Origin of the sequence: Pseudomonas sp. AP19 (assembly GCF_001728855.1) — a bacterium.
In the GTDB taxonomy this organism is placed as follows: Bacteria; Pseudomonadota; Gammaproteobacteria; order Pseudomonadales; family Pseudomonadaceae; genus Aquipseudomonas; species Aquipseudomonas fluorescens.
Genome location: NZ_LXJP01000008.1, coordinates 44,278 through 71,068 on the forward strand (window position 1 = coordinate 44,278; position 26,791 = coordinate 71,068).

Consider the following 26,791-nt stretch of genomic DNA (forward strand, 5'->3'; position numbering starts at 1 on the left):
GTCAAAATGCCTTGAACAAATATGTCCATTTGCCACTTCTACCAGCGCGGTTCATCACCGGTTACGGGCCAAAAAATCGGCTCTGTCAGCGTGGCTCAGGACTCCACCATCGCCATCGCTTCCTCGACATCCACCGCCACCAATCGCGAGCAACCCGGTTCGTGCATCGTTACCCCCATCAATTGATCCGCCATTTCCATGGCGATCTTGTTGTGGGTGATATAGATGAACTGCACGGTCTGGGACATCTCTTTCACCAATCGAGCGTAGCGTCCAACGTTAGCGTCATCCAGCGGGGCGTCAACTTCGTCGAGCATGCAAAACGGCGCCGGGTTCAACTTGAAGATGGCAAATACCAGGGCCAATGCGGTCAGGGCCTTTTCGCCACCGGACAACAAATGGATGGTGCTGTTCTTCTTGCCCGGAGGCCGCGCCATGATCGTTACCCCTGTATCGAGTAGATCTTCGCCCGTCAGTTCCAAGTAGGCGCTGCCGCCACCGAAAACTTTCGGGAATAACGCCTGTAAACCGCTATTAATCTGATCAAAGGTATCTTTGAAGCGGTTACGGGTTTCCTTGTCGATCTTGCGAATCACGTTTTCCAGGGTGTCGAGGGCCTCCACCAGATCGGCGTCCTGGGCATCCAGATAACGCTTACGCTCGGACTGCTGCTGGTACTCGTCGATGGCCGCAAGGTTGATCGCACCGAGCCTTTGAATACGTGCAGCAATCCGCTCAAGTTCTTCTTCGGCGTCTTTTTCGTTGGCCTGGGCGGTCAAGGTATCGAGCACGCCGTGCAAGTCGTAGCCGTCTTCCACCAACTGGTCTTGCAGGGTTTTGCGGCGCACGGTCAGGGCTTGCCATTCCATGCGTTGCTGTTCGAGCTGACCACGGATCAGCTGGGATTGCTGCTCGGCCTGGGTCCGCCGTTTTTCGGCGTCACGCAGTTCGCGGTCGGCGTCCTCCAGGGCGATCTGCGCAGTCTTGAGTTCTTCGTCGACGGTCATGCGCTTGTCGAGCAATTCTTCGAGCTTGAGCCGCAACTCTTCCAGCGGCGCTTCGCCCTCCTCCAGGTTGAGGCTCAGTTGCTCGCGCTTTTCGGTGAGGCGTTCGGATTGCATCTCCAGGCGCTCAAGGGCCTGGCGCGTGGAATCGTGCTGGGCGCGCAAAGAGCCGAGGCGCACCGCCAATTGGTGGGCGTGGTCTTTGTGCTGACGGGCTTCCTGGCGCACGCGGTCGAGGCGCTCGCGCAGGCTGTCACGCTGGGCCATCAGCAGTTCGCGCTGCTCGGTATCGAGGGCCATGCTGTCGAGGGCTTCTTGCAATTGCAGGCGCGCCTCACCGATTTGTTCGTGTTCCAGGGCGCGCTGCTCGCCCATCTCGGCCACTTCGTCGTCGAGACGCGTGCGGCGCAGCGTCAGTTGCTCGGCCTTGGCCTTGCTCGCCGACAACTGGGCTTTCAATTCACCTTGCTGGCGCGCTTCATCCTGCAACAGGCGGCGCAGGTGTTCGCGACCGGTCTCTTGCTGGCGCTGGGTGGCGCGCAGGGTTTGCAGTTCGGTTTCGAGGCGCTCGAGGGTGGCTTCGCGCTCCTCGCGCTCGGCGGTCAGGTTGACGATTTCCTGGCCACGGGCCAATACGCCGCTTTCCGCTTCGCTGGCACGGCGCACCCGCAGGAAGTGCCGGCCAACCCAGTAGCCGTCACGGCTGATCAGGCTTTCACCGGCGCCCAGTTGACCGCGTTGGGCCAGGGCCTGCTCCAGGGACTCCACCGGTTTGACCTGGCCCAGCCAGAGCGACAGATCAATCGCCGCCTCGACCTTGTCCAGCAAACTACCCGGCACGCGGGTGCCATCGGCCGCCGGGCTGAGTAAACGCAGATCACCCTGGGCAAAACCGGCCAGGTCGAAGCCGCCAAAATCATCCACCAGCACGGCTTGCAGGTCGGCGCCGAGCACGGTTTCCACTGCCAGCTCCCAACCAGCCTCGACCTTCAAGCCTTCGGCCAGGCGCGGGCGCTCGGCCAGATGCTGGTCGCGCAGCCATTCGGCGGTGCCGGTGCCCGGGTCCAGTGCGGCTTGCTGCAAGGCTTCAAGTGACGCCAGCCGACCGTTGAGCCGCTGCAAATCGCCCTGGGCCTGCTGCTGCGCCTGGGTCGCCTGTTGCAACTGCTGACGCAATTGCTCCAGGCGCTCCACTTGTTGTTCTTCGCTGGCTTCCAGCTCTTCGAGCGTCATTTCGCTCTCGGCCAGTTGCTCGCTGAGTTCCATGATCGCCGCATCTTCCGGGTCGGCGGCAAGCAACACACGCTCTTCCTGCAGACGACGCTGGCGCTCGGCCAGGCGCTCCATACTGGTTTCCAGCTGCTGGATACGCGACTGCTGCACCTCAGCCTGACGGCGCGGCTCGGCGGATCGCAGGTTGAAAGCGTCCCACTGTTCCTGCCAGCCGTGCATGGTGGTTTCGGAGTCTTCCAGCGCAGCGGCCGCTTCTTCGGCGGCGGCGCTGGTGATTTCCTGCTCGGGGGTGAGCATGTCGAGCTCTTCGCCGAGGGTCAGCAACAAAGTGCGGTCATGGCCCAGGTGCGATTCGGTTTCCAGGCGCGCGCGTTCGGCTTCTTTCAAATCATCCTGCAACTGGCGCAGACGCTGCTGGCCGTGCTGGATGCTCTGCTCGACCCGGGCAATATCACCGCCCACCGAGTAGAAACGGCCCTGCACCAGATTGAAGCGCTCGGACAGGTCATGGTGCCCATCACGCAAACGCTCAATGCTGGCGTCGGCATTACGCTGCTCGGCCACCAGTGCTTCAAAGCTGATTTCCTGGGTGCCGATGATCGCTTCGCGCTGGCCGACCTGATCATTCAGCGCCTGCCAACGCAGGGCCGACAGTTGCGCCTTGAGCTGACGCTCCTCGCCTTTGTATTCCTGATACTTCTCGGCGGCCTGGGCCTGGCGGTGCAGGCGCTCCAACTGGCGCTCCAACTCTTCGCGCAGGTCGGTCAGGCGGGCAAGGTTTTCATGGGTGCGGCGAATACGGTTTTCAGTCTCGCGGCGGCGCTCCTTGTACTTGGAGATACCAGCCGCTTCTTCGATAAAGTTGCGCAGGTCTTCGGGCTTGGCTTCGATCAGCTTGGAGATCATGCCCTGCTCGATGATCGAGTAGCTGCGCGGGCCCAGGCCTGTGCCGAGGAAGATATCGGTGATGTCACGGCGCCGGCACTTGGTGCCGTTGAGGAAATAACTGTTCTGGCTGTCGCGCGTTACTTTACGGCGGATGGAGATCTCCGCGTAGGCCGCGTATTCACCGACCAGGGTGCCGTCGGAGTTGTCGAATACCAGTTCGATGCTGGCCTGGCTGACGGGCTTGCGGCTGGTGGAGCCGTTGAAGATGACGTCGGTCATCGACTCGCCACGCAGGTTTTTTGCCGAACTCTCGCCCATCACCCAGCGCACGGCGTCGATGATGTTCGACTTGCCGCAGCCATTGGGCCCGACCACCGCCGCCATGTTACTGGGGAAGTTCACCGTGGTCGGGTCGACGAAGGATTTGAACCCCGCCAGTTTGATGCACTTGAGCCGCACGCTTAGGCGTCCGCCAACGCAGCGATCACCAGCGAGGAACTGCGCTGGCCATAGGCCGACAGCACTTGGCGGATCTGTGCCAGGTCACGGGCCAGCACGGCGGCGAGCAGTTGCTCGAACAACGCCAGGTACTCGCTCATGGACGCCTTGCGTTGATCCAGCGCCAGGTAATACGCGCGGTTCATCGCCGGCTGCAGGTTCTCGACGGTTTCCTGCAAATACGGATTGTTGGCGAAGGGGTACGCCGCGCGCATCACGTTGAAGCTTTCTTCGACAAAGGCACGGATGTCCTCGCGCTCGAAGCTGGTTACCAGCCGCTGCTGGATCTGCAGGAACGGCGCCATGTCGGCCTGAGTCTGCCAGCCATCCGCCACGGCATTGCCGAGCAGGATGTACAACTCGCTCATCAACGTACACAGGCTCTGCACCTTGTGCGCGGTGAGCTCGGTGACGTGGGCGCCACGGCGCGGCAGGATCGCGATCAGGTGGCGGCGTTCAAGGATCAATAAGGCTTCACGCACGGAACCACGGCTGACATTGAGTGCCAGCGTGACTTTCTGTTCCTGGATCCGCTCCCCAGGCTTGAGATCGCCGCGAATGATACGTTCGGCGAGGTGGTGAGCGATTTGCTCGGCGAGACTGTCCGGCGCCTTGAACGTCATGTTTTTCCTTCAAAATCGTCTATCGGTACAAGCGCGGCAGTGTAGCGCATTGGCTAGCTGATGGCGCTACGCCCACGGTGGCGAATTTGGCATGAAATAAGCAGCGATGAATAGCCAGAAGCCGCCAAAAACACCGGTTCCAGAAGACTGGACCATAATTGAAAGTGTTGTGATCGCATTTTCTTGACCCGAAGGTCAGAAAACCATTGACCGAAAAGTCAGATATGACTAGATTCGGCGCAAAGCGGTTAACAACAATAATGAGTCTGTGAGGCCTTCCGTGATCCAGTTTTTACTTAACCAGGAACTCCGTAGCGAGCACGCCCTGGACCCCAACCTGACCGTGCTCAACTATTTGCGCGAGCATGTGGGCAAATCCGGTACCAAGGAAGGCTGCGCCAGCGGCGATTGCGGTGCGTGCACCGTAGTGGTCGGCGAGCTGCATACCAATGAGCACGGCGCAGAGCAGATTCGTTATCGCAGCCTCAATTCGTGCCTGACCTTCGTATCGGCGTTGCACGGCAAACAACTGATCAGCGTCGAAGACCTCAAGCATCAAGGCCAGTTGCACAGCGTGCAGCAAGCCATGGTTGAGTGCCACGGCTCGCAATGCGGCTTTTGCACGCCGGGTTTCGTGATGTCGTTGTTTGCCCTGCAAAAGAACAGCGATGCCGCCGACAGCCAAAAAGCCCATGAAGCGCTGGCCGGCAACCTCTGCCGTTGCACCGGCTACCGCCCGATTCTGGCCGCCGCCGAACAGGCCTGCTGTAATAAACCGCAGGACCAGTTCGACAGCCGCCAAACCGAAACCATCGCCCGCCTTAAAGCCATCGCACCGACCCAGACCGGCGAGCTCAACAGCGGCGACAAACGCTGCCTGGTGCCGCTCACTGTCGCCGACCTGGCCGACCTCTACGACGCCTACCCACAAGCCCGGCTGTTGGCCGGCGGCACCGACCTGGCGCTGGAAGTCACCCAGTTCCATCGCACGCTGCCGGTGATGATCTACGTCGGCAATATCGAAGAGATGAAGCGCATCGAGTCGTTCGACGACCGCCTGGAAATCGGCGCGGCCACTGCGCTGTCCGATTGCTACAGCGCGCTGCATCACGCGTACCCGGACTTTGGCGATCTGCTGCACCGCTTCGCCTCTCTGCAAATCCGCAACCAGGGCACCCTCGGCGGCAATATCGGCAACGCCTCGCCGATTGGTGATTCGCCGCCGCTGCTGATCGCCCTCGGTGCGCAGATCGTGCTGTGCAAAGGCAACACCCGCCGCACCCTGGCGCTGGAAGATTACTTCATCGACTACCGCGTCACCGCGCGCCAGGACAGCGAGTTCATCGAGAAAATCATTGTGCCCAAGGGCCATTCCCTGTTCCGTGCCTACAAGGTTTCCAAGCGCCTGGACGATGATATTTCCGCCGTGTGCGCCGCCTTCAACCTAAAGCTCGCAAACGGCGTGATCAGCGAAGCTCGCGTTGCCTTCGGTGGCATGGCCGCCACGCCCAAACGCGCGAAAAGCTGCGAAGCCGTATTGGTCGGCGCCACCTGGAACGCCGCCACCGTGGAGAAAGCCTGCGCCGCACTCGCCGAGGATTTCACCCCGCTGTCGGACTTCCGCGCCAGCAAGGAATACCGCCTGCTCAGCGCACAGAACCTGTTGCGTAAATACTTCATCGAACTGCAAACACCGCACATCGAGACTCGGGTGACCGCTTATGTCTAACCATCACGCCGTCGTTAAAACCCAGGCCGAACTCGCCGCGCTGTTTGCCCAGGACCTGACCTCCGGCGTCGGCCGCAGCGTCAAGCACGACAGCGCCGCCAAGCACGTCAGCGGTGAAGCGCAGTACATCGATGATCGCCTGGAATTCCCCAACCAGTTGCACCTGTACGCGCGTATGTCCGACCGCGCCCATGCCCGCATCATCCGCATCGACACTGCGCCTTGCTACGCCTTTGAGGGCGTGCGCATCGCCATCACCCACGAAGACGTGCCCGGCCTGAAAGACATCGGCCCGCTGATGCCCGGCGATCCGTTGCTGGCCATCGACACGGTGCAGTTCGTTGGCCAAGTGGTGCTGGCCGTCGCCGCCCGTGACCTGGACACCGCGCGCAAAGCCGCGATGGCAGCCGTGATCGAATACGAAGACCTGGAACCGGTGCTGGACGTGGTCGAAGCCTTTCGCAACAAGCACTTCGTGCTGGACAGCCACACCCACCAGCGCGGTGACGCGGCCGGCGCATTGGCCACGGCGAAAAACCGCATCCAGGGCACGCTGCATATCGGCGGCCAGGAACACTTCTATCTGGAAACCCAGATCTCGTCGGTGATGCCCACCGAAGACGGCGGCATGATCGTCTACTGCTCCACGCAAAACCCCACCGAAGTGCAAAAGCTGGTGGCCGAAGTGCTCGACGTTTCGATGAACAAAATCGTCGTGGATATGCGCCGCATGGGCGGTGGGTTTGGTGGCAAGGAAACCCAGGCAGCCAGCCCGGCGTGCCTGTGCGCGGTGGTCGCGCGCCTCACCGGCCAGCCGACCAAGATGCGCCTGCCGCGCGTCGAAGACATGCTGATGACCGGCAAGCGCCACCCGTTCTACATCGAATACGACGTAGGCTTCGACGACAGCGGTCGCCTGCACGGGATTAATCTGGAACTGGCAGGTAACTGTGGCTGTTCGCCGGACCTGTCGAACTCGATTGTCGACCGCGCGATGTTCCATGCCGACAACTCGTATTACCTGGGCGACGCCACGGTCAACGGCCATCGCTGCAAGACCAACACTGCCTCCAACACCGCCTATCGAGGCTTCGGTGGCCCGCAAGGCATGGTCGCCATCGAGGAAGTGATGGACGCCATCGCCCGCCATCTGGCGCTTGATCCGCTGGCCGTGCGCAAGGCCAATTACTACGGCAAGACCGAGCGCAATGTCACCCACTACTACCAGACCGTCGAGCACAACATGCTCGAGGAAATGACTGCCGAGCTTGAGGCCAGCAGCCAATACGCCGAGCGCCGCGAAGCAATTCGCCTGTACAACGCCCACAGCCCGATCCTGAAAAAAGGCCTGGCGCTGACGCCGGTGAAATTCGGTATTTCCTTTACCGCCAGCTTCCTCAACCAGGCTGGCGCCTTGATCCATATCTACACCGACGGCAGCATCCACCTGAACCACGGCGGCACCGAGATGGGCCAGGGCTTGAACACCAAGGTCGCGCAGGTGGTGGCCGAAGTGTTCCAGGTCGACATTGACCGCGTACAAATCACCGCCACCAACACCGACAAGGTGCCCAACACCTCGCCGACCGCAGCCTCCAGTGGCGCCGACCTGAACGGCAAAGCCGCGCAGAACGCCGCCGAGACCATCAAGCAACGGCTGGTGGAATTTGCCGCGCGCAAGTACGACGTGAGCGAAGCGGACGTGGAATTCCATAACGGCCATGTGCGCGTGCGCGATCAGATCCTGACCTTTGAAAGCCTGATTCAACAGGCGTATTTCGCCCAGGTCTCGCTGTCGAGCACCGGCTTCTACAAGACGCCGAAAATCTTTTATGACCGCAGCCAGGCACGGGGCCGGCCGTTCTATTACTTCGCGTTCGGCGCGGCCTGCTGCGAAGTAATCGTCGACACCCTGACCGGCGAATACAAAATGCTGCGCACCGACATCCTCCACGATGTCGGCGCTTCGCTGAACCCGGCCATCGACATCGGCCAGGTGGAAGGCGGTTTTATCCAGGGCATGGGCTGGCTGACCATGGAAGAGCTGGTGTGGAACAACAAGGGCAAGTTGATGACCAATGGCCCGGCCAGCTACAAGATCCCGGCCGTCGCGGATATGCCACTGGACCTGCGCGTGAAGCTGGTGGAAAACCGCAAAAACCCGGAAGACACCGTGTTCCATTCCAAGGCCGTGGGCGAGCCGCCGTTCATGCTCGGGATTGCGTCGTGGTGTGCGATCAAGGATGCCGTGGCGAGCCTGGGTGACTATCGGTATCAGCCCAAGATTGATGCACCGGCCACGCCGGAGCGGGTGTTGTGGGGCTGTGAGCAGATGCGGCAGTTGCAGGCGGCGAAGGCTGTTGAGACTGACGCCGAGATGGCTTCGCTTTAGGACCGAGGTGCTGCCATCGCAGGCAAGCCAGCTCCCACATTTGACGGTGTTCACACTCAAAAAAGTGGGAGCGGGCTTGCCCGCGATAGCGGCCTCACAGACACCACAAGAGGTGACTATGAACAACTGGATCAGCGCCCTCGCCGACCTGCAGAACCAGGGTGAACCCTGCGTGCTGGTGACCATCATCGAAGAGCTCGGCTCCACGCCGCGCAATGCCGGCTCCAAAATGGTGATCAGCGCCGCGCAGACCTTCGACACCATCGGTGGCGGGCACCTGGAATACAAGGCGATGCAGATCGCCCGCGACATGCTCGTACGTGGCCAGCAAAACACCCATCTGGAGCGCTTCAGCCTCGGCGCCAGCCTGGGCCAGTGCTGCGGCGGCGTGACCGTGCTGCTGTTCGAGCCCATGGGCCAGGTGCAGGCACAGATTGCGGTGTTTGGCGCCGGCCATGTCGGCCGCGCCCTGGTGCCGCTGTTGGCGAGCCTGCCGTGCCGGGTGCGCTGGATCGACTCCCGTGACCAGGAGTTTCCAGAACACATCCCTCAGGGCGTGCGTAAAATCGTCAGCGAAGAGCCGGTCGACGAAATTGCCGACCTGCCGGCGGGCAGTTACTGCATCGTCATGACCCACAATCATGCGCTGGACCTGGAACTCACTGCGGCACTGCTCAAGCGCAATGACTTTGCGTACTTCGGCTTGATTGGCTCGAAGACCAAGCGGGTCAAGTTCGAACACCGCCTGCGTGATCGCGGCTTCGACACCGCCCAGTTGCAACGCATGCGCTGCCCCATGGGCCTCACCGAGGTGAAGGGAAAATTACCGGTGGAGATCGCCATCTCCATCGCCGGCGAAATCATCGCCACCTATAACGTGAATTTCGGCCAGCACACTGCGAGCGCCGAACCCATTGCCAAACTGCTGCCGGTATCACGCCGCAGCCAAGCTATCAGTTGAGATGACCATGCCTTTGACTCGCAAAGCCTACCGTGCCGCCATCCTGCACAGCATCGCCGACCCTGCTGAAGCAGGGATCGACGCCTCCTACGAGTATTTCGAGGACGGCCTGCTGGTCATCGATAACGGCCAGATCAGCGCCTTGGGCCACGCCAGCGATTTGCTGCCCACCCTGCCCGCCGACATCGACGTCACCCATTATCAGGATGCGCTGATTACGCCAGGCCTGATCGACACCCATATCCACTTGCCACAAACCGGCATGGTCGGCGCCTATGGCGAGCAGTTGCTCGACTGGCTGAATACCTACACCTTCCCGTGTGAAAGCCAGTTCGCCGACAAGTCCCATGCCGAAGAAGTCGCGGACATTTTCATCAAGGAACTGCTGCGCAACGGCACCACCACCGCGCTGGTGTTTGGCAGCGTGCACCCGCAGTCGGTCAATGCGTTTTTTGAGGCGGCCGAGAAGCTCGACCTGCGCATGATCGCCGGCAAGGTGATGATGGACCGCAACGCACCGGACTACCTGACCGACACCGCCGAATCCGGCTACCAGGAAAGCAAGGCGCTGATCGAGCGCTGGCACGGCAAGGGCCGTTTGCACTACGCGGTCACGCCACGTTTTGCGCCGACCAGCACCCCGGAGCAACTCGCGCTGGCCGGGCAACTGCTGGGCGAATACCCGGGCCTGTACATGCAGACTCACATCAGTGAGAACAAGCAGGAAGTCGAGTGGGTAAAAGCGCTGTTCCCGGAGCGCAATGGCTATCTGGATGTGTACGACCACTACAAACTGCTGGGCGAGCGCTCGGTGTTTGCCCACGGCGTACACCTGTGTGACGACGAGTGCGCGCGGCTCGCGGAAACGGGTTCGGCCGTGGCGTTCTGCCCGACCTCGAACTTCTTCCTCGGCAGTGGTTTGTTCAACCTGCCGATGGCCGAGAAGCACAAGCTGAATGTCGGCCTGGGTACGGACGTGGGCGGCGGTACCAGCTTCTCGCTGTTGCAAACGCTTAACGAAGCCTACAAGGTCATGCAGTTGCAGGGCGCGCGTTTGAGCCCGTTCAAGTCGCTGTACCTGGCCACATTGGGCGGTGCGCGGGCACTGCGCCTGGAAGACAAGATCGGTACCTTGCAGCCGGGTACGGACGCGGACTTTTTGGTACTGGATTACAACGCCACGCCACTGCTCAGCTACCGCTTGAAGCAGGCCAATACCATTGCCGAGACGTTGTTTGTGTTGATGACGCTGGGGGATGACCGGACGGTGTTGCAGACATATGCAGCGGGTCAGCTGGTGCACCAGCGCTAATTTCAGCGCCGCCATACACCAATGTGGGAGCGGGCTTGTGTGGGAGCCGGGCTTGCCCGCGATGCAGTCACCGAGGTGTATCAGTTACACCGCGGTGATGCTATCGCAGGCAAGCCAGCTCCCACACAAGCCCGCTCCCACATTTTTAGTCCCAGGCGAACCTGGAAAATTACAATTTGACTGAAGAACGCCCCGGTTTCTTGGTCTGCAGCAGATGCGAGAACACTGCGTGCAAATCATCCGACGCGCTTTCCTCATCGAGGTTGAGCTTGCTGTCGATGTGATCCATGTGATGCATCATCAAATTCACCGCCAGCGTCGCGTCGCGTGCTTCGATCGCATCGATCAGCTGAGTGTGCTCATCGTAGGAACAGTGCGAGCGGTTGCCGCTTTCGTACTGGGCGATGATCAACGACGTCTGGGAAACCAGGCTGCGCTGGAAGCTGATCAGCGGCGCATTCTTCGCCGCTTCGGCCAGCTTGAGGTGGAACTCGCCGGAAAGGCGGATACCCGCACCACGATCACCGCGTGAAAAACTGTCGCGCTCGTCGTTGACCATCTGGCGCAACTCGGCCAGTTGCTCAGCCGTGGCGTGTTGCACCGCCAATTCAGTGATCGCCCGCTCGACCAGACGCCGGGCCAGGAACACCTGGCGCGCTTCTTCTACACTTGGGCTCGCCACTACCGCGCCACGATTGGGCCGCAGCAGCACCACGCCTTCATGGGCCAGGCGCGACAGCGCACGGCGAATGATGGTGCGGCTGACGCCGAAGATTTCGCCCAGTGCCTCTTCACTCAATTTGGTTCCGGGCGCCAGGCGTTGTTCGAGGATCGCCTCGAAGATATGCGCGTAGACGATATCGTCCTGGGTTCCGCTGCGCCCGGCCTTGCCGGCTCGCGGTTGTTTCTTGAGAGGTTGCAACTGTTCGTTCATGGGCACTCGGGTAGGGAGAACGGCGGCGAATTAACGGTAATACGGCAACAGCGTGTCGCTGGCAAGTATCACCTAAAAACAGGGCACATTGTACACAACCGAGTGCGCCAACACACTGTACGGCTGTTTGCGGCCTCGGCTGTATTGCAATGAGTCGTTACGTTTGAGTTTAGGCTTGAATCCGGGCCTTCACCGGCAAACACCCAGGTAAAAGGAACACCCTTCCATGACTGACGCCATCCAAGCGCCCTTGCGCCCGCTGGCCGACACTTCTACGTCGGCCGTCGTCGCCGGCTTCATCGCCATGATGACCGGCTATACCAGCTCCCTGGTGCTGATGTTCCAGGCCGGACAAGCCGCCGGTTTGACCACCGCGCAGATTTCCTCGTGGATCTGGGCCCTCTCGATCGGCATGGCGGTGTGCAGCATTGGCTTGTCTTTGCGGTATCGCACGCCTATCACCATTGCCTGGTCGACCCCCGGCGCGGCGTTGCTGATCACCAGCCTGGGCGGCGTGAGTTACGGCGAAGCGATTGGTGCCTACATCACCTGCGCGGTGCTGGTGACGCTCTGCGGGTTGACCGGCAGCTTTGAAAAACTGGTCAAGCGCATTCCCGCCTCATTGGCGGCGGCACTGCTGGCAGGGATCCTGTTCAAGATCGGCAGCGAGATTTTCGTCGCCGCGCAACATCGAACCGGCCTGGTGCTGGGGATGTTTTTCACCTACCTGGTCATCAAGCGTGTGTCGCCACGTTATGCCGTGCTGGCCGCGCTGGTGTTAGGCACCCTGCTGTCAGGCCTGATGGGGCTGCTGGATTTCAGCGGCTTTCATCTGGAAGTGGCAACGCCGGTGTGGACCACCCCGCACTTCTCGCTGGCGGCGACCATCAGCATCGGCATCCCGCTGTTTGTCGTGGCGATGACCTCGCAGAACATGCCCGGCGTCGCCGTCTTGCGCGCCGACGGCTACAACGTGCCCGCCTCGCCGTTGATCACCGCAACAGGCCTGGCCTCGCTGGTGCTGGCGCCGTTCGGTTCCCACGGGATCAACCTGGCAGCGATCAGTGCGGCCATTTGCACCGGGCCGCATGCCCATGAAGACCGCAACAAGCGCTATACCGCAGCCGTGTGGTGCGGGGTGTTCTACGGGATTGCCGGGGTATTTGGCGCCACGTTGGCGGCGTTATTCGCGGCGTTGCCCAAGGAGCTGGTGCTGTCGATTGCGGCCTTGGCGTTGTTTGGCTCGATCATCAATGGCTTGAGCATCGCCATGAATGAGCCGAAGGAACGGGAAGCGGCGCTGATCACCTTTATGGTCACCGCGTCAGGCTTGACGTTGTTTTCCATCGGTTCGGCATTCTGGGGGATTGTGGCGGGGGTGTTGACGCTGCTGATTCTGAATGGGCGCAAGGCATAAAAAAACGGCGACCCGAGGGTCGCCGTTTTTTTTAGTATCACTTAGCCGCGTTGATCGGCTTTTCCGGATACCACACGTCCAGCAGTGGGCTGACTTCAGCGCTTTTCAGTTCGCTACGGCCTTTGAGCCAGCTTTCGACAGCTACACGCTGTTCTTCGTTGACCGAGCCACGCTTTTGCAGGCAAACCAGACCGAAGTCATCGCCGCCGACATAGCCCAGACCGTTGGCTTCCATGGCTTCTTTGATGAATGCTTCGAGGAAAGCGTCGGTAGCTTCTTCACTCAGGTCTTCTTTGAAGTCCAGGTTCAGTTCGAAACCCAGCTCTTGAAATTCATCAACGCACAGTTTTTTGCGCAGACGCTGGGAACGGTTAGTCGCCATTGGAACAATCCTCATAAGTAATAACGGGCGGCACTTTAGCAGTTTAAGGCGGCAATTGCCCGACTCTCTGGGACAGGCGGCTATACAACGGTTAAAAAAACGCCGATTACCCGCTATGGTTGCGCTACAAGCGGCTCCAGGTTGGGGCATAATGCCGACAATTTCGTGACCAATGAGGGATTTTCTTCCATACCCCTCGCCTTTTTCACCCTTCTCTGCCGTAGGGTTGTATTCCTTATGATCAAATCTTTTCGTTGCCATTCTTTACGCTCAATGCTGTTTGCCGGTTTTTTGCTGCCACTGGCCTTTTCCGTTACCGCCGCACCGATCAACAACACCCTGCCGCCAAATGTTCAACAGGCGCTGCAAAAAGCCAAAATACCGAATACTTCGCTGTCCCTGGTCATGCTGCCGCTGACCGGCCCCGGCACGCCGACCGTGTTCAACGCCGATGTTTCGGTAAACCCGGCGTCCACCATGAAGCTGGTCACCACTTACGCGGCCCTGGAAATGCTCGGCCCCAACCACCAGTGGAAGACCGAGTTCTACACTGACGGCACCCTCAGCGGTGGCGTGTTGCGCGGCAACCTCTACCTCAAGGGCGGTGGCGACCCCAAGCTGAACATGGAAAAACTCTGGTTGCTGATGCGCGACCTGCGCGCCAACGGCGTGCAACAAGTGACCGGCGACCTGGTGCTGGACCGCAGCTTTTTCAACCAACCGCAATTGCCCGAATTCAATGACGACGGTAACGACGAGAACAAGCCGTTCCTGGTCAAGCCCGATGCCTTGTTGGTCAACCTCAAGGCCCTGCGCTTCGTGACCCGCAATGATTCGGGCCGGGTGATCGTGTCGGTCGAACCACCGATTGCCAGCATTCGTATCGACAATCAGGTCAAGGTGTCCAACGCCAAGCAATGCACCGGCGACGTGCGCTACAGCCCCGTAACCGCCGCCGATGGCAGCGTAACCGTGACCGTCAGTGGTCAATTGGGCGACGGTTGCAGCTCGCAGACTTACCTGTCGCTGCTCGACCATGCCACTTACACCGCCGGCGCCGTGCGCGCGATCTGGCAGGAGTTGGGCGGCACCATCCAGGGCCGTGATATCCAGGCGCCGGTGCCCAAGGACGCCAAGGTGCTGGCCCGCGCATTTTCGCCGGACCTGGCGGAAATCATTCGCGACATCAATAAATACAGCAACAACACCATGGCCCAGCAGTTATTCCTGAGCCTCGGTGCGCAGTTCCGAAACGATGCCGATGGCGACGACGCCAAGGCCGCACAACGTGTCGTGCGTCAGTGGCTGGCGAAGAAAGGCATCACCGCGCCGCACCTGGTGATGGAGAACGGTTCGGGTCTGTCCCGCGCCGAACGGGTCAGCGCCCGCGAGATGGCAGCCATGCTGCAAGCCGCCTGGAAAGGCCCGTATTCAGCGGAATACATCAGCTCGCTGCCGATTGCCGGCACCGACGGCACCATGCGTAAACGCCTGAAAACCACCGCCCTGCGCGGCGAAGCCCACGTCAAGACCGGCACCCTGAACACGGTGCGCGCCATCGCTGGCTTCAGCCGCGACAACAACGGCAATAGCTGGGTGGTGGTGGCGATCCTCAACGACTCGAAGCCGTGGGGCGCTTCGTCGGTGCTGGATCAGGTGCTACTGGATCTGTATCGCCAGCCTAAGCTGACGGCATCGGCACCGGTACTCTAAACGGCAACACAAAACCCTGTGGGGGCGGGCTTGCCCGCGAAAGCGGTGGATCAGTCGATATCGTTGTTGACTGGCACACCGCTTCGCGAGCAATCCGGCGCGCCCACTCAAGCCCGTAATCGTTCCGCCTCCACCCTGTCCCTGCCCGCCTGCTTGGCCACATACACCGCCGAATCCGCGCGCAGCAACAGCTCATCTACGCCTTCATCGACCCGCCAACTGGCCACCCCGAAACTGGCGGTCACAACCCCCACGGGTTCCATCGACGTATTGCGCAGCGACTGCCACAACTCCATCGCTAGGCTGTAAGCCTGATCACCATTGGTGTGCGGGCACAGCACCACGAACTCTTCGCCACCCAGGCGACAGAACACGTCCGTGCGACGCAGACGCTGGCTGATGCGCTTGCACACTTCCTGCAGGGCACCATCCCCCACCGCATGCCCGTACTGGTCGTTGATGCGCTTGAAGTGATCAATGTCGAACATGATCAACGACAGCGCCCCAGCCGTGCGGTTGAGCCGGTGCATCTCGGCCTTCAGGCGATCCTGAAAATAGCGTCGGTTATGAATACCCGTCAGCGAGTCGGTGATGGATAACGCGCGCAGCTCCTCCTCGACCCGCTTGAGATCGGAAATATCCGAAACGTAGCCGTGCCACAACGTGCCGCCGCCGGGTAACTCCTCCGGCGTCGCTTCGCCGCGAATCCAGCGCAGCCCGCGTTGCGGCAATACCACGCGATACTCTTCGCGCCAATGGCTCAACTGCAGCGCCGACAGCCGTATCGACAGCCGTACCCGCTCGACGTCCAGAGGGTGGATACGCTCAAAAACCTTGTTCGCGTCGTGCTGCAAGACCCCGGTTTCGATTTCATAAATATCGCGCATGCCATCGCTGGCGTAGATGAAACGCCCGGTTCCCTGAGGGTCCAGGGTGAACTGGAAGATTCCCCCGGGCACGTGGGCACTGAGTTTTTTCAGCAAGCGGTCACGCGCAGCCAGCGCTTCGTAGGCGCGTTTCTGCTCGGTGACATCCAGGTAGATCGCCAAGTGCCCGATCCACAGGCCATAGTCATCCAGTAACACCGTGGTCAGCATATTCACCGTCAAATGGCTGCCATCCTCACGCAACAGTGTCCATTCCTGCGCCTCGTGCAGGTTGTCCGGACTTTCCACCAGCATCGCCTGACTCGGCGCAATACGCTTGCCCAACGCCACACTCAAACTGGCAGCGCGTGATTCGAGTTCCAGGGCCAGGTGCAGGCTCTCCAGCGTCAGCCGCCCCACTACCGCCTCGGACTTGAACCCAAGCATCTGCTCGGCACCGGCATTGAACGTGTTAATCACGCCCCTGAGGTCAGTGGCAATGATTGCAACCTGGGTGGCCGCATTCAGCACGCTGCGCAATTGCCCATGGGCCCCACGCAGCTCCAGCTCACGCAGACGCAACAGCTCTGTGCGTTGCTCCACCAGCGCAAGCGCGCGCTGGCGCTGGCTGACCAACACATACAACAAAGCGCTGAGCAGCAGGCTGAGGAGCATGCCCATGGTCAGGATCGTGCTCATCGAAGAATGGTTGGCCTGGTCGAAGATCTGGCTGGCACGCATACTCAGGGCATACACATGGTCGCCAAGGGTCAGACGGCGCGCGGCAATGAGGTCACTGCTGCCGACCGAATTGCTGGACGCGTACAGCACGCGCTGCTGAGCGTCGGAGGTGTCGACGATCTGCATCACCAAGTTGTCCCGCTTCGGCTTGGGCAACCCATCGGCGACCAGCTGGCGCATGCTGATCACCGCCATCACGAAACCGATAGGCTCTTCGCCAACCGGCTTGCTGACGGGCGCCACCAGCAACACACCGGCAGCATACGCCGGCTCCACGCCCACCAGTTGCATGGGTTGAGACACCGCCAGCTTGCCGCTTTTCAGCGCGCGCTCAAGCACCGAGCGACGCAACGGCTGGGCCAACAGGTCAAACCCCAAGGGTGAACCCAGCAGGCTTTGAGTCTGGCTGTACAGCACCGGCACGTATTCATCGCGCTCCGCGGCAGGCGCCAACTCACCCGACGCATTCAATTCACGGATCGCGAAGGGTACGCCTCGCTGGCGGGAAATTTCCTGCTCAAATGAGCTGCGTTGATCGCGCCATATGCGTGGCGCCCAGGCATAGGCGCGGGCGCGCAACAGCAAGGGTTGGGCGAAACCATCAAATTCGGCGCGGGAGACATCACTGGAATTGGTGAAAAAACGTTGCAGGCTTGCCAGGCGTTGCTCCTGGTCTTCAAAACGTTCTTGAAGGCGGGCGTAGCGCTCGTTGACCAGCAACTGGAAACGCTGGTGAACCTGTTGCTGATAAACGTCGGCGGCGGCCCAGGCCACGATGATCGTCAGCGTGCAACCTGCCAGTAATACCACCAATGCCACCAGCCAAGCCGACGCCTGTTCACTGATAAAGCCTAGGATTTTCGGGCGAACAGCTTGCAACGTCATAGGCAACACTCACAACGCCAGCGTGCGGGGGTGTCACTTTGGCTAGGCGTTAAGTTATAGCCATGAGGCCGGTATTTGACCAGCGTAAAAAAGCCGCAAGCCCGGAATAATCCGGGCTTGCGGCTTTTTGGTGCAGCGTGATGCGCGGTGCTGCTGCGATCAGCGCGCGGTGATTTTCCATGCACGGTGGATCTTCGCGTTACGCGCGAAATCCGGGTCGAGGGTTTTGTCGCTGATTTCCTCTACGGCATAGCGTTCACTGAGGTTGTCCTCAAGCACAAACTTGCGGAAGTTGTTCGAGAAGTACAACACGCCACCCGGTGCCAGGCGCGCCATCGCCAGGTCGAGCAACTGCACGTGGTCGCGCTGCACGTCGAAGATGCCTTCCATGCGCTTGGAGTTGGAGAAGGTCGGCGGGTCGATGAAGATCAGGTCGAACTCATCGCGGCTGGCTTCCAGCCACGCCATCACATCACCCTGCTCCAGACGGTTCTTGTCGGAAAAACCGTTGAGCGAGAAGTTGCGACGCGCCCAGTCCAAGTAGGTTTTGGACAAGTCCACACTGGTAGTGCTGCGCGCGCCGCCCTTGGCTGCGTGCACACTCGCGGTCGCGGTGTAGCAATACAGGTTGAGGAAACGCTTGCCGGCCGCTTCTTTCTGGATGCGCATGCGCATCGGGCGGTGGTCGAGGAACAGACCGGTGTCCAGGTAATCGGTGAGGTTGACCAGCAGCTTCACGCCACCCTCGCTGACCTCGGTGAACTTACCCTGGGCGCTCTGGCGCTCGTACTGCTTGGTGCCGCTTTGACGCTCACGCCGTTTGACCACGACGCGGCTCTTGTCGACGTTCAACGCCTGAGGAATCGCCGCCAGTGCATCGAACATGCGTGCCGAGGCTTTCTCCGGGTCGATGGACTTCGGTGCCGCGTACTCCTGGACGTGAACCCAGTCGTGGTACAGGTCGATGGCCATCGAGTATTCGGGCATGTCGGCATCGTACACACGGTAGCAATCCACCCCTTCACGCTTGGCCCACTTGCCCAGCAGTTTGAGGTTCTTCTGCAAGCGGTTGGCGAACATCTGCCCGCCTTCGCTCAGACGCGCTTGCTCGACCACTGGAGCCGGTGCTGGCTTGATCGGGTTACCGTTCTTGTTGTACTGGCGCTCTTGCGGCTCGGTCGGGGCTTGATCGTAAGCGGCTTGCTCGCGTTCAGCCTGACGCTGCTCCGGGGTACGACGCTCGCCAGTGACGAACTGGTCCGGGTTGACCTTGATCAACAGCAATTTGCACGGCAACGCGCCGTTCCAGAACGAATACTGTTTGTGGCTGCGAATGCCCATGCGCTTGCCCAGGTCCGGCGCGCCGGTAAACACCGCCGCTTCCCAGCCCATGCACGCCTGGCGCAGACGCTCGCCGAGGTTCTGGTAGAGGTATAACAGGCTGGCCTCGTCACCCAGGCGCTCGCCGTAGGGTGGGTTGCAGATCACCAGGCCTTTCTGGTTCTGGTCGGGGCGCGGCTCGAAAGTGCCGACTTCGCCCTGATACACCTTGATCCAGTGGCTCAAGCCTGCGCGTTCGATGTTGTTGCGGGCGGGCTGGATCAGGCGCGGGTCAGCTTCGTAACCACGCACCCACAGCGGCGGCTTGTTCATGCCGATGGCGGCACGCTCACTGGCTTCGGCGTGCAGCTTCTTCCACAACGCCGGGACGTGACCCAGCCAGGTGGTGAAACCCCACAGTTCGCGGTTGAGGTTGGGCGCCATGTCGGCGGCGATCATTGCGCCTTCCACCAGGAAGGTACCCACGCCGCACATCGGGTCCGTCAGCGCGCCGCCTTCGGCAGCGATGCGCGGCCAGCCGGCGCGAATCAAAATCGCAGCGGCCAGGTTTTCCTTCAACGGCGCCGCGCCCTGCTGCAGGCGGTAACCGCGCTGGTGCAGGCTGTGGCCGGAGAGGTCGAGGGAGAGAATCGCTTCGCCACGGTCCAGGCGCAGGTGGATACGCAGGTCCGGGTTGATCTTGTCGATAGACGGGCGTTCGCCGGTCGGGGTGCGCAGCTTGTCGACAATCGCATCCTTGACCTTCAGCGCGCCGAAGTGGGTGTTGTCGATGCCCGAGCCATGACCGCTGAATTCCACGGCCAAGGTGCCGTCCGGGACCATGTGGTCAGCCCATTCGATATCCAGCACGCCGTGGTACAGGTCTTCGGCGTCCTTCATCGGGAAGCGCTTGAGCACCAGCAGCACGCGGTTGGCCAAGCGCGACCAGAGGCACAGGCGGTAAGCCGTTTCCATGTCGGCCATGCCGCGCACGGCCGAGGTGTGCTCGCGGGCTTCCTCAAGGCCAAGCCCGACGGCTTCCTCGATCAGCAGGCCTTCGAGGCCCTTGGGGCAAGTGAGGAAGAGTTCAAAACGGTCCGACATGGGCATTCCAGGCTTTTCAGCAATAAATGAACGGGCGACGCATCGCCGGCTCGGTTTTCAATCAAGCACTTTTCTTGAAGAGTGCTCGCGTGACACGAATGTGCCGTTCCACCCCGGCTGCCGGGCCTTTCGACCGAAATTTCCGGGGCAGATAAACAATTGTTTGCAACAAGAGGAAATATTCCGACCCTTCGTCGAATAATAACCGACTGCAACGGGCGGACATTCTCACTAAAGGATTAAACCCATCCTCTTTGCAAGGCACATCATAGCTGGCTTTGCCCAATAAATGGGGCGAAAAGCCATCCCAGCTTATGGCTATAGCATCGTTATCGTTACGTGCTTATGACAAAACGATCATTGAATCCATGTGACCTATTGGTTAGAACTCAACACAGGTTGGCGCCGTAACGACGCCGACACATTGGCTCGCCACGCCGGCAGCGAGCCCACCAACGGCAGAAAAACTCTGCCCGGCCTCACACGAGGCCGAAGGATATCTACACAGTCAACAAGTGAGGGAAACACCCTATGAGAAGACTTAAGCGTGATCCGTTGGAAAGAGCATTTTTACGCGGATATCAGTATGGCGTTCATGGCAAATCCCGTGAGCTTTGCCCATTTACTCTACCGTCGGTACGCCAAGCCTGGATTAACGGCTGGCGAGAAGGACGCGGCGACAATTGGGACGGTATGACCGGCACTGCGGGGATCCACAGACTCAACGAACTTCACGCCGTCGGCTAACACAGGGCACTTAATCCGACAAACCACTTAGTAGATTATGTAACGACTTAACCACGCACGTCCTATCCGGGCGGCGGGCTTCGGCCCAGGGGGCTCCTAATGGAGCCCTTTTTAATGGCCGATAGGTTCAGGCCTTCGGCAACGCGGCAATCGCATCCACCGACTCGCGAATCAACGCCGGGCCCTTATAGATAAAGCCGGAGTACAACTGCACCAGGCTCGCGCCCGCCGCAATCTTCTCGGCGGCGTGCTTGCCTTCGGTGATGCCGCCCACGGCGATGATCGGCAAACGCCCCGCCAGTTCAGCGGCCAGCACCTTAACGATATGGGTGCTCTTGTCACGCACCGGCGCACCCGACAGGCCGCCCGCTTCATCACCATGCGCCAACCCTTCAACGCCGACACGGCTGAGGGTGGTGTTGGTAGCAATCACCGCGTCCATACCCGAATCGACCAAGGCCTGGGCAACCAGAGCAGTTTCTTCATCACTCATGTCTGGAGCAATCTTGATGGCCAACGGCACGCGCTTGCCATGGCGCACCGTCAGGTCTTCCTGACGCTGACGCAAGGCTTCAAGCAATTGCTTGAGGGAATCACCAAACTGCAGGCTGCGCAGGCCGGGGGTGTTGGGTGAACTGACGTTGACCGTGACATAGCTGGCGTGGGCGTAAACCTTGTCCAGGCAGATCAGGTAATCATCGACGGCGCGCTCTACCGGGGTATCGAAGTTCTTGCCGATATTGATACCGAGAATGCCCTTGTACTTCGCTGCCTGAACCCGCGACAGCAGGTGATCAACGCCCAGGTTGTTGAAGCCCATGCGGTTGATGATCGCCTCGGCTTCCGGCAAACGAAAGATGCGCGGCTTAGGGTTGCCCGGTTGCGGCCGTGGCGTCACGGTGCCGATTTCGACAAAACCGAAACCCAGTTGCGCGAAGCCGTCGATGGCCGCGCCATTCTTGTCCAGGCCGGCAGCCAGCCCGACCGGGTTGGGGAAATCGAGCCCCATCACCGTCACCGGCATTTTTGCCGGTGCCTTGCATACCAGGCCATTGAGCCCCAGGCGACCACCGGCACCGATCAAGTCCAGGGACAGATCGTGAGAGGTTTCCGGGGAGAGTTTGAACAACAACTGGCGGGCCAGGGTATACATGGGCGGGCTAGACTCGGATGGCGGCGAAAGGTGGCGCCGATTATAGCCGGGGTGGCACGCCAGGTGCGAGGCGTGCCGTCCAATCGTCAATGGCGTTGCGCGACCAGCACTTCATAACGAGCCCAGATCTTTCGTGCATAACGTAAGCGCAGTGCCTCACGCTCAGGTGCAGCGCCCGCGTTGTATGAGCCAATCGCTGTCCAGTTGTATCCGAAGCGCTGGATAAACTCGGCGAGGATCGAGGCGCCCACTTCAATCGACAAACAAGGCTCACTCAGCAGCCGCTCCTGGGTAATCCCCTGCTTGAGCAGGCGAGGCAAGTGCATGCTGTTGATTTGCATCAAACCGATATCTCGCGAGCCATCGCTGTTGCCGGTGTTCAAGGCTTGCGCCTGGTACCCCGACTCTACAGCAGCAATAGCCTGCAACAGCTCCGGTTCGATGTCGTAGCGACGGGCTACGTCATCCCAGCAACTTGCCCAGGCGGGAAGACTGCCTATCAACAGGCTCAACAGTAAGCTTTTGCACAGGCGCTTAATCATGGTTCACCTGGCCACAGGCCGAACAGATGCGCTGCGTACGTCCCAGCCCTGCCTGTCGAGGTTCGTGTTGCTGGACGTTCACGGCACAGGTAAAGCGGTAGCCCCTGCCATAAATCGTCTTGATAAACCTTTTGTCCATCTTCAAGTGTTTGCGCAACGCATAGATGCAGCGGGTGAGCGACTCTTCTGCAACCTCTCCACGCGGCCAGACCCACTCAAGCAAACGATCCTTAGTGATCAGCGCCCCCTCGGACGCCAGCAGCAGCCGCAGCACATGCCACTCCTTGGGTGGCAGCTGAATGTCCACACCTTCGCCGGTCAACCGTCCATCGCCATGCAAGGTCCACCCGGCAAACACCGACGAGGCCGTCGGCCCTTCATTCGTGAGGGTCATACACACCTCTGCATCCACCTACTGACATTGAATTCCTTGTTTCCAGAAACGGCGAAACGCCAACCCCGCGACTATAAAAACCTGAACCTGGGACAGCGTTAGGAAAAGACCCATGCATTCGAGGCTTTCGGCGGGTAACGCGTAGGACTTTTCGCCGGCACGCTCAACAAGCGCGCTTAAACGGCTTTTTCATTCAGAGACTTCATGGTTTTGGCGTACAAACGCACGTTGCACGCGCTGATATTGGGCCTGCGTGAGCGGCGGCGGCCCCACAGCGCCGGCCAACATCCTGGGCTCACTGCCAACCGCACGCGCCTGGATTACGAATAACCGTACCTCGGCGCGGCGCCCGCGCCCCGCCCCCTCCTCATCGCGTCGAAAACCGCCGACCCACAGGCGTTTACCCTGGGTCACACGCACCACAGTGCTGACGCCCACTCGCCCTGCGGCCCCTGCGGCGCCAGGCGCGGGTTTACCTGCCACCTGGCGGCCATCTTCGAGGTTCAGCAGCATCTCGATCTGATTCGCTTGGGCAAAGCGCGGCAGCACACTGGCTTCAGTGCCATAGCGTACGGGCTGCCATTCGCCTTTATTGTCCCCGGGGTTGGGCAGGTAGAACGTGTGCTGATCCTGGAACACCGCCGGCACATTTTCCTGGGTGAGTATCACCGGATACGCCGTGATCCTGGCTTTGCGGCGACGCTCCAGCGCACCGAGCTGCACCATCAAGCGGTTATCGTCCAAGGGCTCCATGACACGCGTCACGGAAGCCACGCCGTCGGTTTCCCGGGCCCAGGCCGCGTCGAGCTTCTCGAGTTCGTCACGGTCCACGTCGACCTGCCACAGAGATACTTCAATCGCACGTTTGGGCTTGTCCAGCTCCGCCACCAGGTCCTCAATCACCTTCACCTGGGCAGGCTTGCCCTTGATCAACAAACTGTTGGAGTCCGGATAGGCAATCACTAACACGCTCTTGTCGGCCAGCGCGCTCGGGGGGCGCTGCGTGGCAGCCTGCTGCTCGATAGCCAGCAGGTTTTCGATGATCGAGGCCATGCCCGGCACATTGACCTTGTCGTTGCCCATGGCGTACTGCCGATCCGCCACATGGGTATTGAATACCTGCACCACGCCGAAGATCTGCTTACCCAGGCGCACCTCGGTGCGCTGCCTGTCCATCTGCTGGGCCAGGTTCAGCACCTGATCCACATAATTGGGTGGCCCAGCCACGTAGAACGTACGCCCGTCGGTCTCCCTGAGGGGATACCGTGATTCATCAAGCCCCGAGCGGCGCATGAACCCTCGCAACTTGTCGACAGAGATATGCCGCAGCGCCACCGCCGAGCTTTTTGCTTCACCCGCGTCATACAGATAGAGCACCTGCCCGTCGCTGTACCAGATCAGACCCTGTTGCGCGGCGACCGCCTCCAGGGTCTGCTGAGCCACTGCCAAATCGAATACCCCGGAAATACGCTTGCGCGCCACATCGCGGCTGACGACAACGGGCAAGCCCAGAGGCACCGATAAGGCGGTAAAGAAGGTGTGCAGGCTTTCATCCCGCGCCTGGTAGCTTTCCCCCCAGGCGGGCGCGTTTGCCAGCAACAACGTAAGGCACAACAGCCAGGGGCACAGCCGGTGGAAACTCATCATCGCCGAGGGTTGGATATACACGCAGGGGTTCCTGGCAGTCTGGCGCAAAGAAGCGGCCATACTGAAAGGCCATCGACTTTCAATCTTGATGGAAAGCTGACGGCGGGCCACTTCTGTCTGCCCGTGGCATGTGCCTTGCTATGGACTCTGCATCAGAGCGCGCGCCAACGTCGGAGCGTGCCTACAGACAAAGGCGTCGTTACCCCGCAATGGCCTGCGCTGGCCTCACCGCGCTGCCATCCAAGGAAACGACGCTTTTTTTTGAGAGAAAAGGTAGGTGTTGATGAACGATTCGGTCGGCAACAGCCCGGTGAACAAGGCGCTGGCCTGGGTAAACGGTAGCGACGCCCCGGAAAAGAGCAGCCTTGACCTGGGCTTCATGGCGCTGACCGATTGCGCCTCGCTGGTGGTCGCCGCCACCCAGGGCTTCGCCCAGCCCTACGGGCTGACGCTGAACCTCAAACGCCAATCGTCCTGGGCCAACCTGCGCGACAAACTGGTCAGCGGTGAGCTGGATGCCGCCCACAGCCTGTACGGACTGGTCTATGCCGTGCACCTGGGCATTGGCGGCGTAGCCTCTACCGATATGGCTGTGTTGATGGGGCTCAACCAAAACGGTCAGAGCATCAACCTCTCCCACGATTTGCAACAGCAGGCCGTGGTCACTCCTGATGCACTGGATCGTCACGTGCACCAAAGCCGAACAAAGCTGACCTTCGCACAGACCTTTCCCACAGGCACCCACGCCATGTGGTTGTATTACTGGCTGGCCAGCCAGGGCATTCATCCATTGCAAGATGTGAACAGCGTGGTGGTGCCACCGCTGCAGATGCTCGCGCACCTGCAAGCCGGGCGGATCGACGGCTTTTGCGTCGGCGAGCCTTGGTGCGCCAGCGCCGTCAAGCAAAACCAGGGGTTCACGCTGGCGACCACGCAAGCGATCTGGCCGAACCATCCGGAAAAAGTACTCGGCTGCACCCAGGCGTTCGTCGATCAATACCCGAACACTGCCCGCCTGCTGGTAATGGCGATCCTCGAAGCCAGCCGTTTTATCGAAGAAAGCCAGGAAAACCGCCGCTCTACAGCGCAATTACTCAGCGCCCGCGACTACCTCGATACGCCACTCGACTGCATCGAACCGCGCCTGCTGGGCGCTTATGACGATGGCCTCGGCAACCAGTGGCAAGACCCACATGCCCTGAGGTTTTTTGCCGATGGCGAGGTGAACCTGCCGTACCTGTGCGACGGCATGTGGTTCATGACCCAGTTCCGACGCTGGGGCCTGCTGCGCGAAGATCCGGACTACCTGGGCGTTGCTCGCCAAGTGCAGCAACTGGACCTGTATCGCCAAGCCGCCGCTGCCGTCGGCGTCGCGGCAAACGCTCAGGACATGCGGAGCAGTCAACTGATCGACGGCAAAATCTGGGACGGTTCCAACCCCGCCGCGTACGCCCGCAGCTTCCGCCTGCACGCCATGGCCGAGCCTTCCAACCGCCACGCCCAGCGCTGACAGGAGGAACCACGATGTTGCGCATCCTGTTGATCAACGATACCCCGCGCAAAGTCGGACGCCTGAAGGCTGCGCTGACCGAAGCAGGCTTCGAGGTGATCGATGAGTCCGGCCTGACCATTGACCTGCCTGCGCGCGTCGAAACGGTGCGCCCCGACGTGATCCTGATCGATACCGAGTCACCCGGCCGCGACGTGATGGAGCAAGTGGTGCTGGTCAGCCGCGACCAACCTCGGCCGATCGTGATGTTTACCGACGAGCACGATCCGAACGTGATGCGCCAGGCGATCAAATCCGGGGTCAGCGCTTACATCGTTGAAGGCATCCAGGTCCAACGCCTGCAGCCCATCCTGGACGTGGCCATGGCTCGTTTTGAAAGCGACCAGGCCCTGCGCGCGCAGCTCCAGGCCCGCGATCAGCAGTTGGCCGAGCGTAAACGCATCGAGCTGGCCAAAGGCATGCTGATGAAAATGAAGCACTGCAATGAGGAAGAGGCCTACACCCTGATGCGCCGCCAGGCCATGAGCCGCCAACAGAAACTGATCCAGGTGGCGGAGCAGATTATTGCGATGAGCGAGTTGCTCGGCTGAACTGGCGCAGCTCTTGCTAAAGAATCCTCACCGGTAACCAACGGCGGTTGCCCCTTCTACGACAAAGACGTCGCCCACTCGGTTTGCTCGCGCAAACCCGGTGGCGGCGTTTTTTCGTTTTGGTCCCAGCGTATGGGGCCGATGGGGCGGCCCTAAACGGCTGTTCCATCACCCGGCCTTCTTACAAGACTCCCAACCGTTGAGGT

20 protein-coding genes are annotated in these 26,791 nt (G+C 60.6%); 9 read left to right on the forward strand and 11 right to left on the reverse strand.

Annotated features, from left to right (window positions below; all coding sequences use genetic code 11):
• Positions 1–95: 95 nt before the first annotated feature.
• Both smc and A7D21_RS08590 read right to left on the reverse strand, forming a co-directional pair.
• On the reverse strand, positions 96–3,584 hold the full coding sequence (smc, locus tag A7D21_RS08585; RefSeq protein ID WP_069551479.1) for a chromosome segregation protein SMC: 3,489 nt from the start codon (positions 3,582–3,584) through the stop codon (positions 96–98).
• A 2-nt stretch (positions 3,585–3,586) separates the two neighbouring features.
• A complete protein-coding gene (locus A7D21_RS08590) occupies positions 3,587–4,246 on the reverse strand; it encodes a GntR family transcriptional regulator (protein ID WP_053257453.1) in 660 nt (219 codons plus the stop codon).
• A gap of 280 nt (positions 4,247–4,526) precedes the next feature.
• Between A7D21_RS08590 and xdhA the strand changes: the two genes are divergently transcribed.
• The 4 genes from xdhA (at position 4,527) to guaD (ending at position 10,640) form a co-directional block, all read left to right on the forward strand.
• Entirely contained in the window at positions 4,527–5,975 is a 1,449-nt protein-coding gene (gene xdhA / locus A7D21_RS08595) for a xanthine dehydrogenase small subunit (RefSeq protein WP_053257454.1), read from the forward strand.
• Complete coding sequence (xdhB, locus tag A7D21_RS08600; protein WP_069551480.1) at positions 5,968–8,367, forward strand: xanthine dehydrogenase molybdopterin binding subunit; 2,400 nt, start codon at positions 5,968–5,970, stop codon at positions 8,365–8,367. The genes xdhA and xdhB overlap by 8 nt, the downstream gene beginning before the upstream one ends.
• 118 nt (positions 8,368–8,485) lie before the next feature.
• Positions 8,486–9,328 carry a xanthine dehydrogenase accessory protein XdhC gene (gene xdhC / locus A7D21_RS08605; RefSeq protein ID WP_069551481.1) on the forward strand — a complete coding sequence of 281 codons (843 nt, stop codon included), beginning with the start codon at positions 8,486–8,488 and terminating at the stop codon, positions 9,326–9,328.
• 7 nt (positions 9,329–9,335) lie between these two features.
• Positions 9,336–10,640, forward strand: coding sequence for a guanine deaminase (gene guaD / locus A7D21_RS08610; RefSeq protein WP_069551538.1), 1,305 nt, complete (start codon positions 9,336–9,338; stop codon positions 10,638–10,640).
• 169 nt (positions 10,641–10,809) lie between these two features.
• Here the strand turns inward: guaD and A7D21_RS08615 are convergent, their stop codons facing one another.
• Positions 10,810–11,574: a GntR family transcriptional regulator gene (locus tag A7D21_RS08615; protein WP_017134778.1), complete on the reverse strand. Its 765-nt coding sequence runs from the start codon at positions 11,572–11,574 to the stop codon at positions 10,810–10,812.
• A 226-nt stretch (positions 11,575–11,800) separates the two neighbouring features.
• Here A7D21_RS08615 and A7D21_RS08620 point away from each other — a divergent pair, with 226 nt between their 5' ends.
• Positions 11,801–12,991: a benzoate/H(+) symporter BenE family transporter gene (locus A7D21_RS08620; RefSeq protein ID WP_069551482.1), complete on the forward strand. Its 1,191-nt coding sequence runs from the start codon at positions 11,801–11,803 to the stop codon at positions 12,989–12,991.
• A 37-nt stretch (positions 12,992–13,028) separates the two neighbouring features.
• On the opposite strand, the gene A7D21_RS08625 is transcribed toward A7D21_RS08620, so the two are convergent.
• Positions 13,029–13,373 carry a YggL family protein gene (locus tag A7D21_RS08625; RefSeq protein WP_033900540.1) on the reverse strand — a complete coding sequence of 115 codons (345 nt, stop codon included), beginning with the start codon at positions 13,371–13,373 and terminating at the stop codon, positions 13,029–13,031.
• Positions 13,374–13,610: 237 nt separating this feature from the next.
• Between A7D21_RS08625 and dacB the strand changes: the two genes are divergently transcribed.
• Complete coding sequence (gene dacB / locus A7D21_RS08630) at positions 13,611–15,086, forward strand: D-alanyl-D-alanine carboxypeptidase/D-alanyl-D-alanine-endopeptidase (RefSeq protein WP_069551483.1); 1,476 nt, start codon at positions 13,611–13,613, stop codon at positions 15,084–15,086.
• Between the two features lie 107 nt (positions 15,087–15,193).
• Here the strand turns inward: dacB and A7D21_RS08635 are convergent, their stop codons facing one another.
• From A7D21_RS08635 to rlmKL, 3 genes are read right to left on the reverse strand one after another with little or no spacing between them, the layout of a single operon-like run.
• Positions 15,194–17,578, reverse strand: a complete 2,385-nt coding sequence (locus A7D21_RS08635) for a diguanylate cyclase (protein WP_069551484.1) — start codon at positions 17,576–17,578, stop codon at positions 15,194–15,196.
• A gap of 49 nt (positions 17,579–17,627) precedes the next feature.
• Entirely contained in the window at positions 17,628–17,759 is a 132-nt protein-coding gene (locus tag A7D21_RS36175) for a hypothetical protein (RefSeq protein ID WP_256556039.1), read from the reverse strand.
• A complete protein-coding gene (rlmKL, locus tag A7D21_RS08640) occupies positions 17,738–20,002 on the reverse strand; it encodes a bifunctional 23S rRNA (guanine(2069)-N(7))-methyltransferase RlmK/23S rRNA (guanine(2445)-N(2))-methyltransferase RlmL (protein WP_053257461.1) in 2,265 nt (754 codons plus the stop codon). The genes A7D21_RS36175 and rlmKL overlap by 22 nt, the downstream gene beginning before the upstream one ends.
• Before the next feature lie 531 nt (positions 20,003–20,533).
• Here rlmKL and rmf point away from each other — a divergent pair.
• Positions 20,534–20,749: a ribosome modulation factor gene (gene rmf, locus A7D21_RS34265; RefSeq protein ID WP_002553055.1), complete on the forward strand. Its 216-nt coding sequence runs from the start codon at positions 20,534–20,536 to the stop codon at positions 20,747–20,749.
• Between the two features lie 127 nt (positions 20,750–20,876).
• Here rmf and A7D21_RS08645 read toward each other — a convergent pair whose 3' ends face one another.
• The 4 genes from A7D21_RS08645 to sctC all read right to left on the reverse strand — a co-directional run bounded on the left by A7D21_RS08645 (position 20,877) and on the right by sctC (position 24,482).
• Complete coding sequence (locus A7D21_RS08645) at positions 20,877–21,902, reverse strand: quinone-dependent dihydroorotate dehydrogenase (RefSeq protein WP_053257462.1); 1,026 nt, start codon at positions 21,900–21,902, stop codon at positions 20,877–20,879.
• 86 nt (positions 21,903–21,988) lie between these two features.
• A complete protein-coding gene (locus A7D21_RS08650; RefSeq protein WP_053257463.1) occupies positions 21,989–22,444 on the reverse strand; it encodes a transglycosylase SLT domain-containing protein in 456 nt (151 codons plus the stop codon).
• Complete coding sequence (locus tag A7D21_RS08655) at positions 22,437–22,838, reverse strand: winged helix-turn-helix domain-containing protein (RefSeq protein WP_053257464.1); 402 nt, start codon at positions 22,836–22,838, stop codon at positions 22,437–22,439. The genes A7D21_RS08650 and A7D21_RS08655 overlap by 8 nt, the downstream gene beginning before the upstream one ends.
• Before the next feature lie 189 nt (positions 22,839–23,027).
• Positions 23,028–24,482: a type III secretion system outer membrane ring subunit SctC gene (sctC, locus tag A7D21_RS08660; protein ID WP_069551485.1), complete on the reverse strand. Its 1,455-nt coding sequence runs from the start codon at positions 24,480–24,482 to the stop codon at positions 23,028–23,030.
• A gap of 286 nt (positions 24,483–24,768) precedes the next feature.
• Here sctC and A7D21_RS08665 point away from each other — a divergent pair, with 286 nt between their 5' ends.
• Together A7D21_RS08665 and A7D21_RS08670 are read left to right on the forward strand one after the other, a co-directional pair.
• Complete coding sequence (locus A7D21_RS08665; RefSeq protein ID WP_069551486.1) at positions 24,769–25,995, forward strand: CmpA/NrtA family ABC transporter substrate-binding protein; 1,227 nt, start codon at positions 24,769–24,771, stop codon at positions 25,993–25,995.
• Between the two features lie 14 nt (positions 25,996–26,009).
• Positions 26,010–26,585, forward strand: a complete 576-nt coding sequence (locus A7D21_RS08670; protein WP_069551487.1) for an ANTAR domain-containing response regulator — start codon at positions 26,010–26,012, stop codon at positions 26,583–26,585.
• The last annotated feature ends 206 nt before the right edge of the window (positions 26,586–26,791 follow it).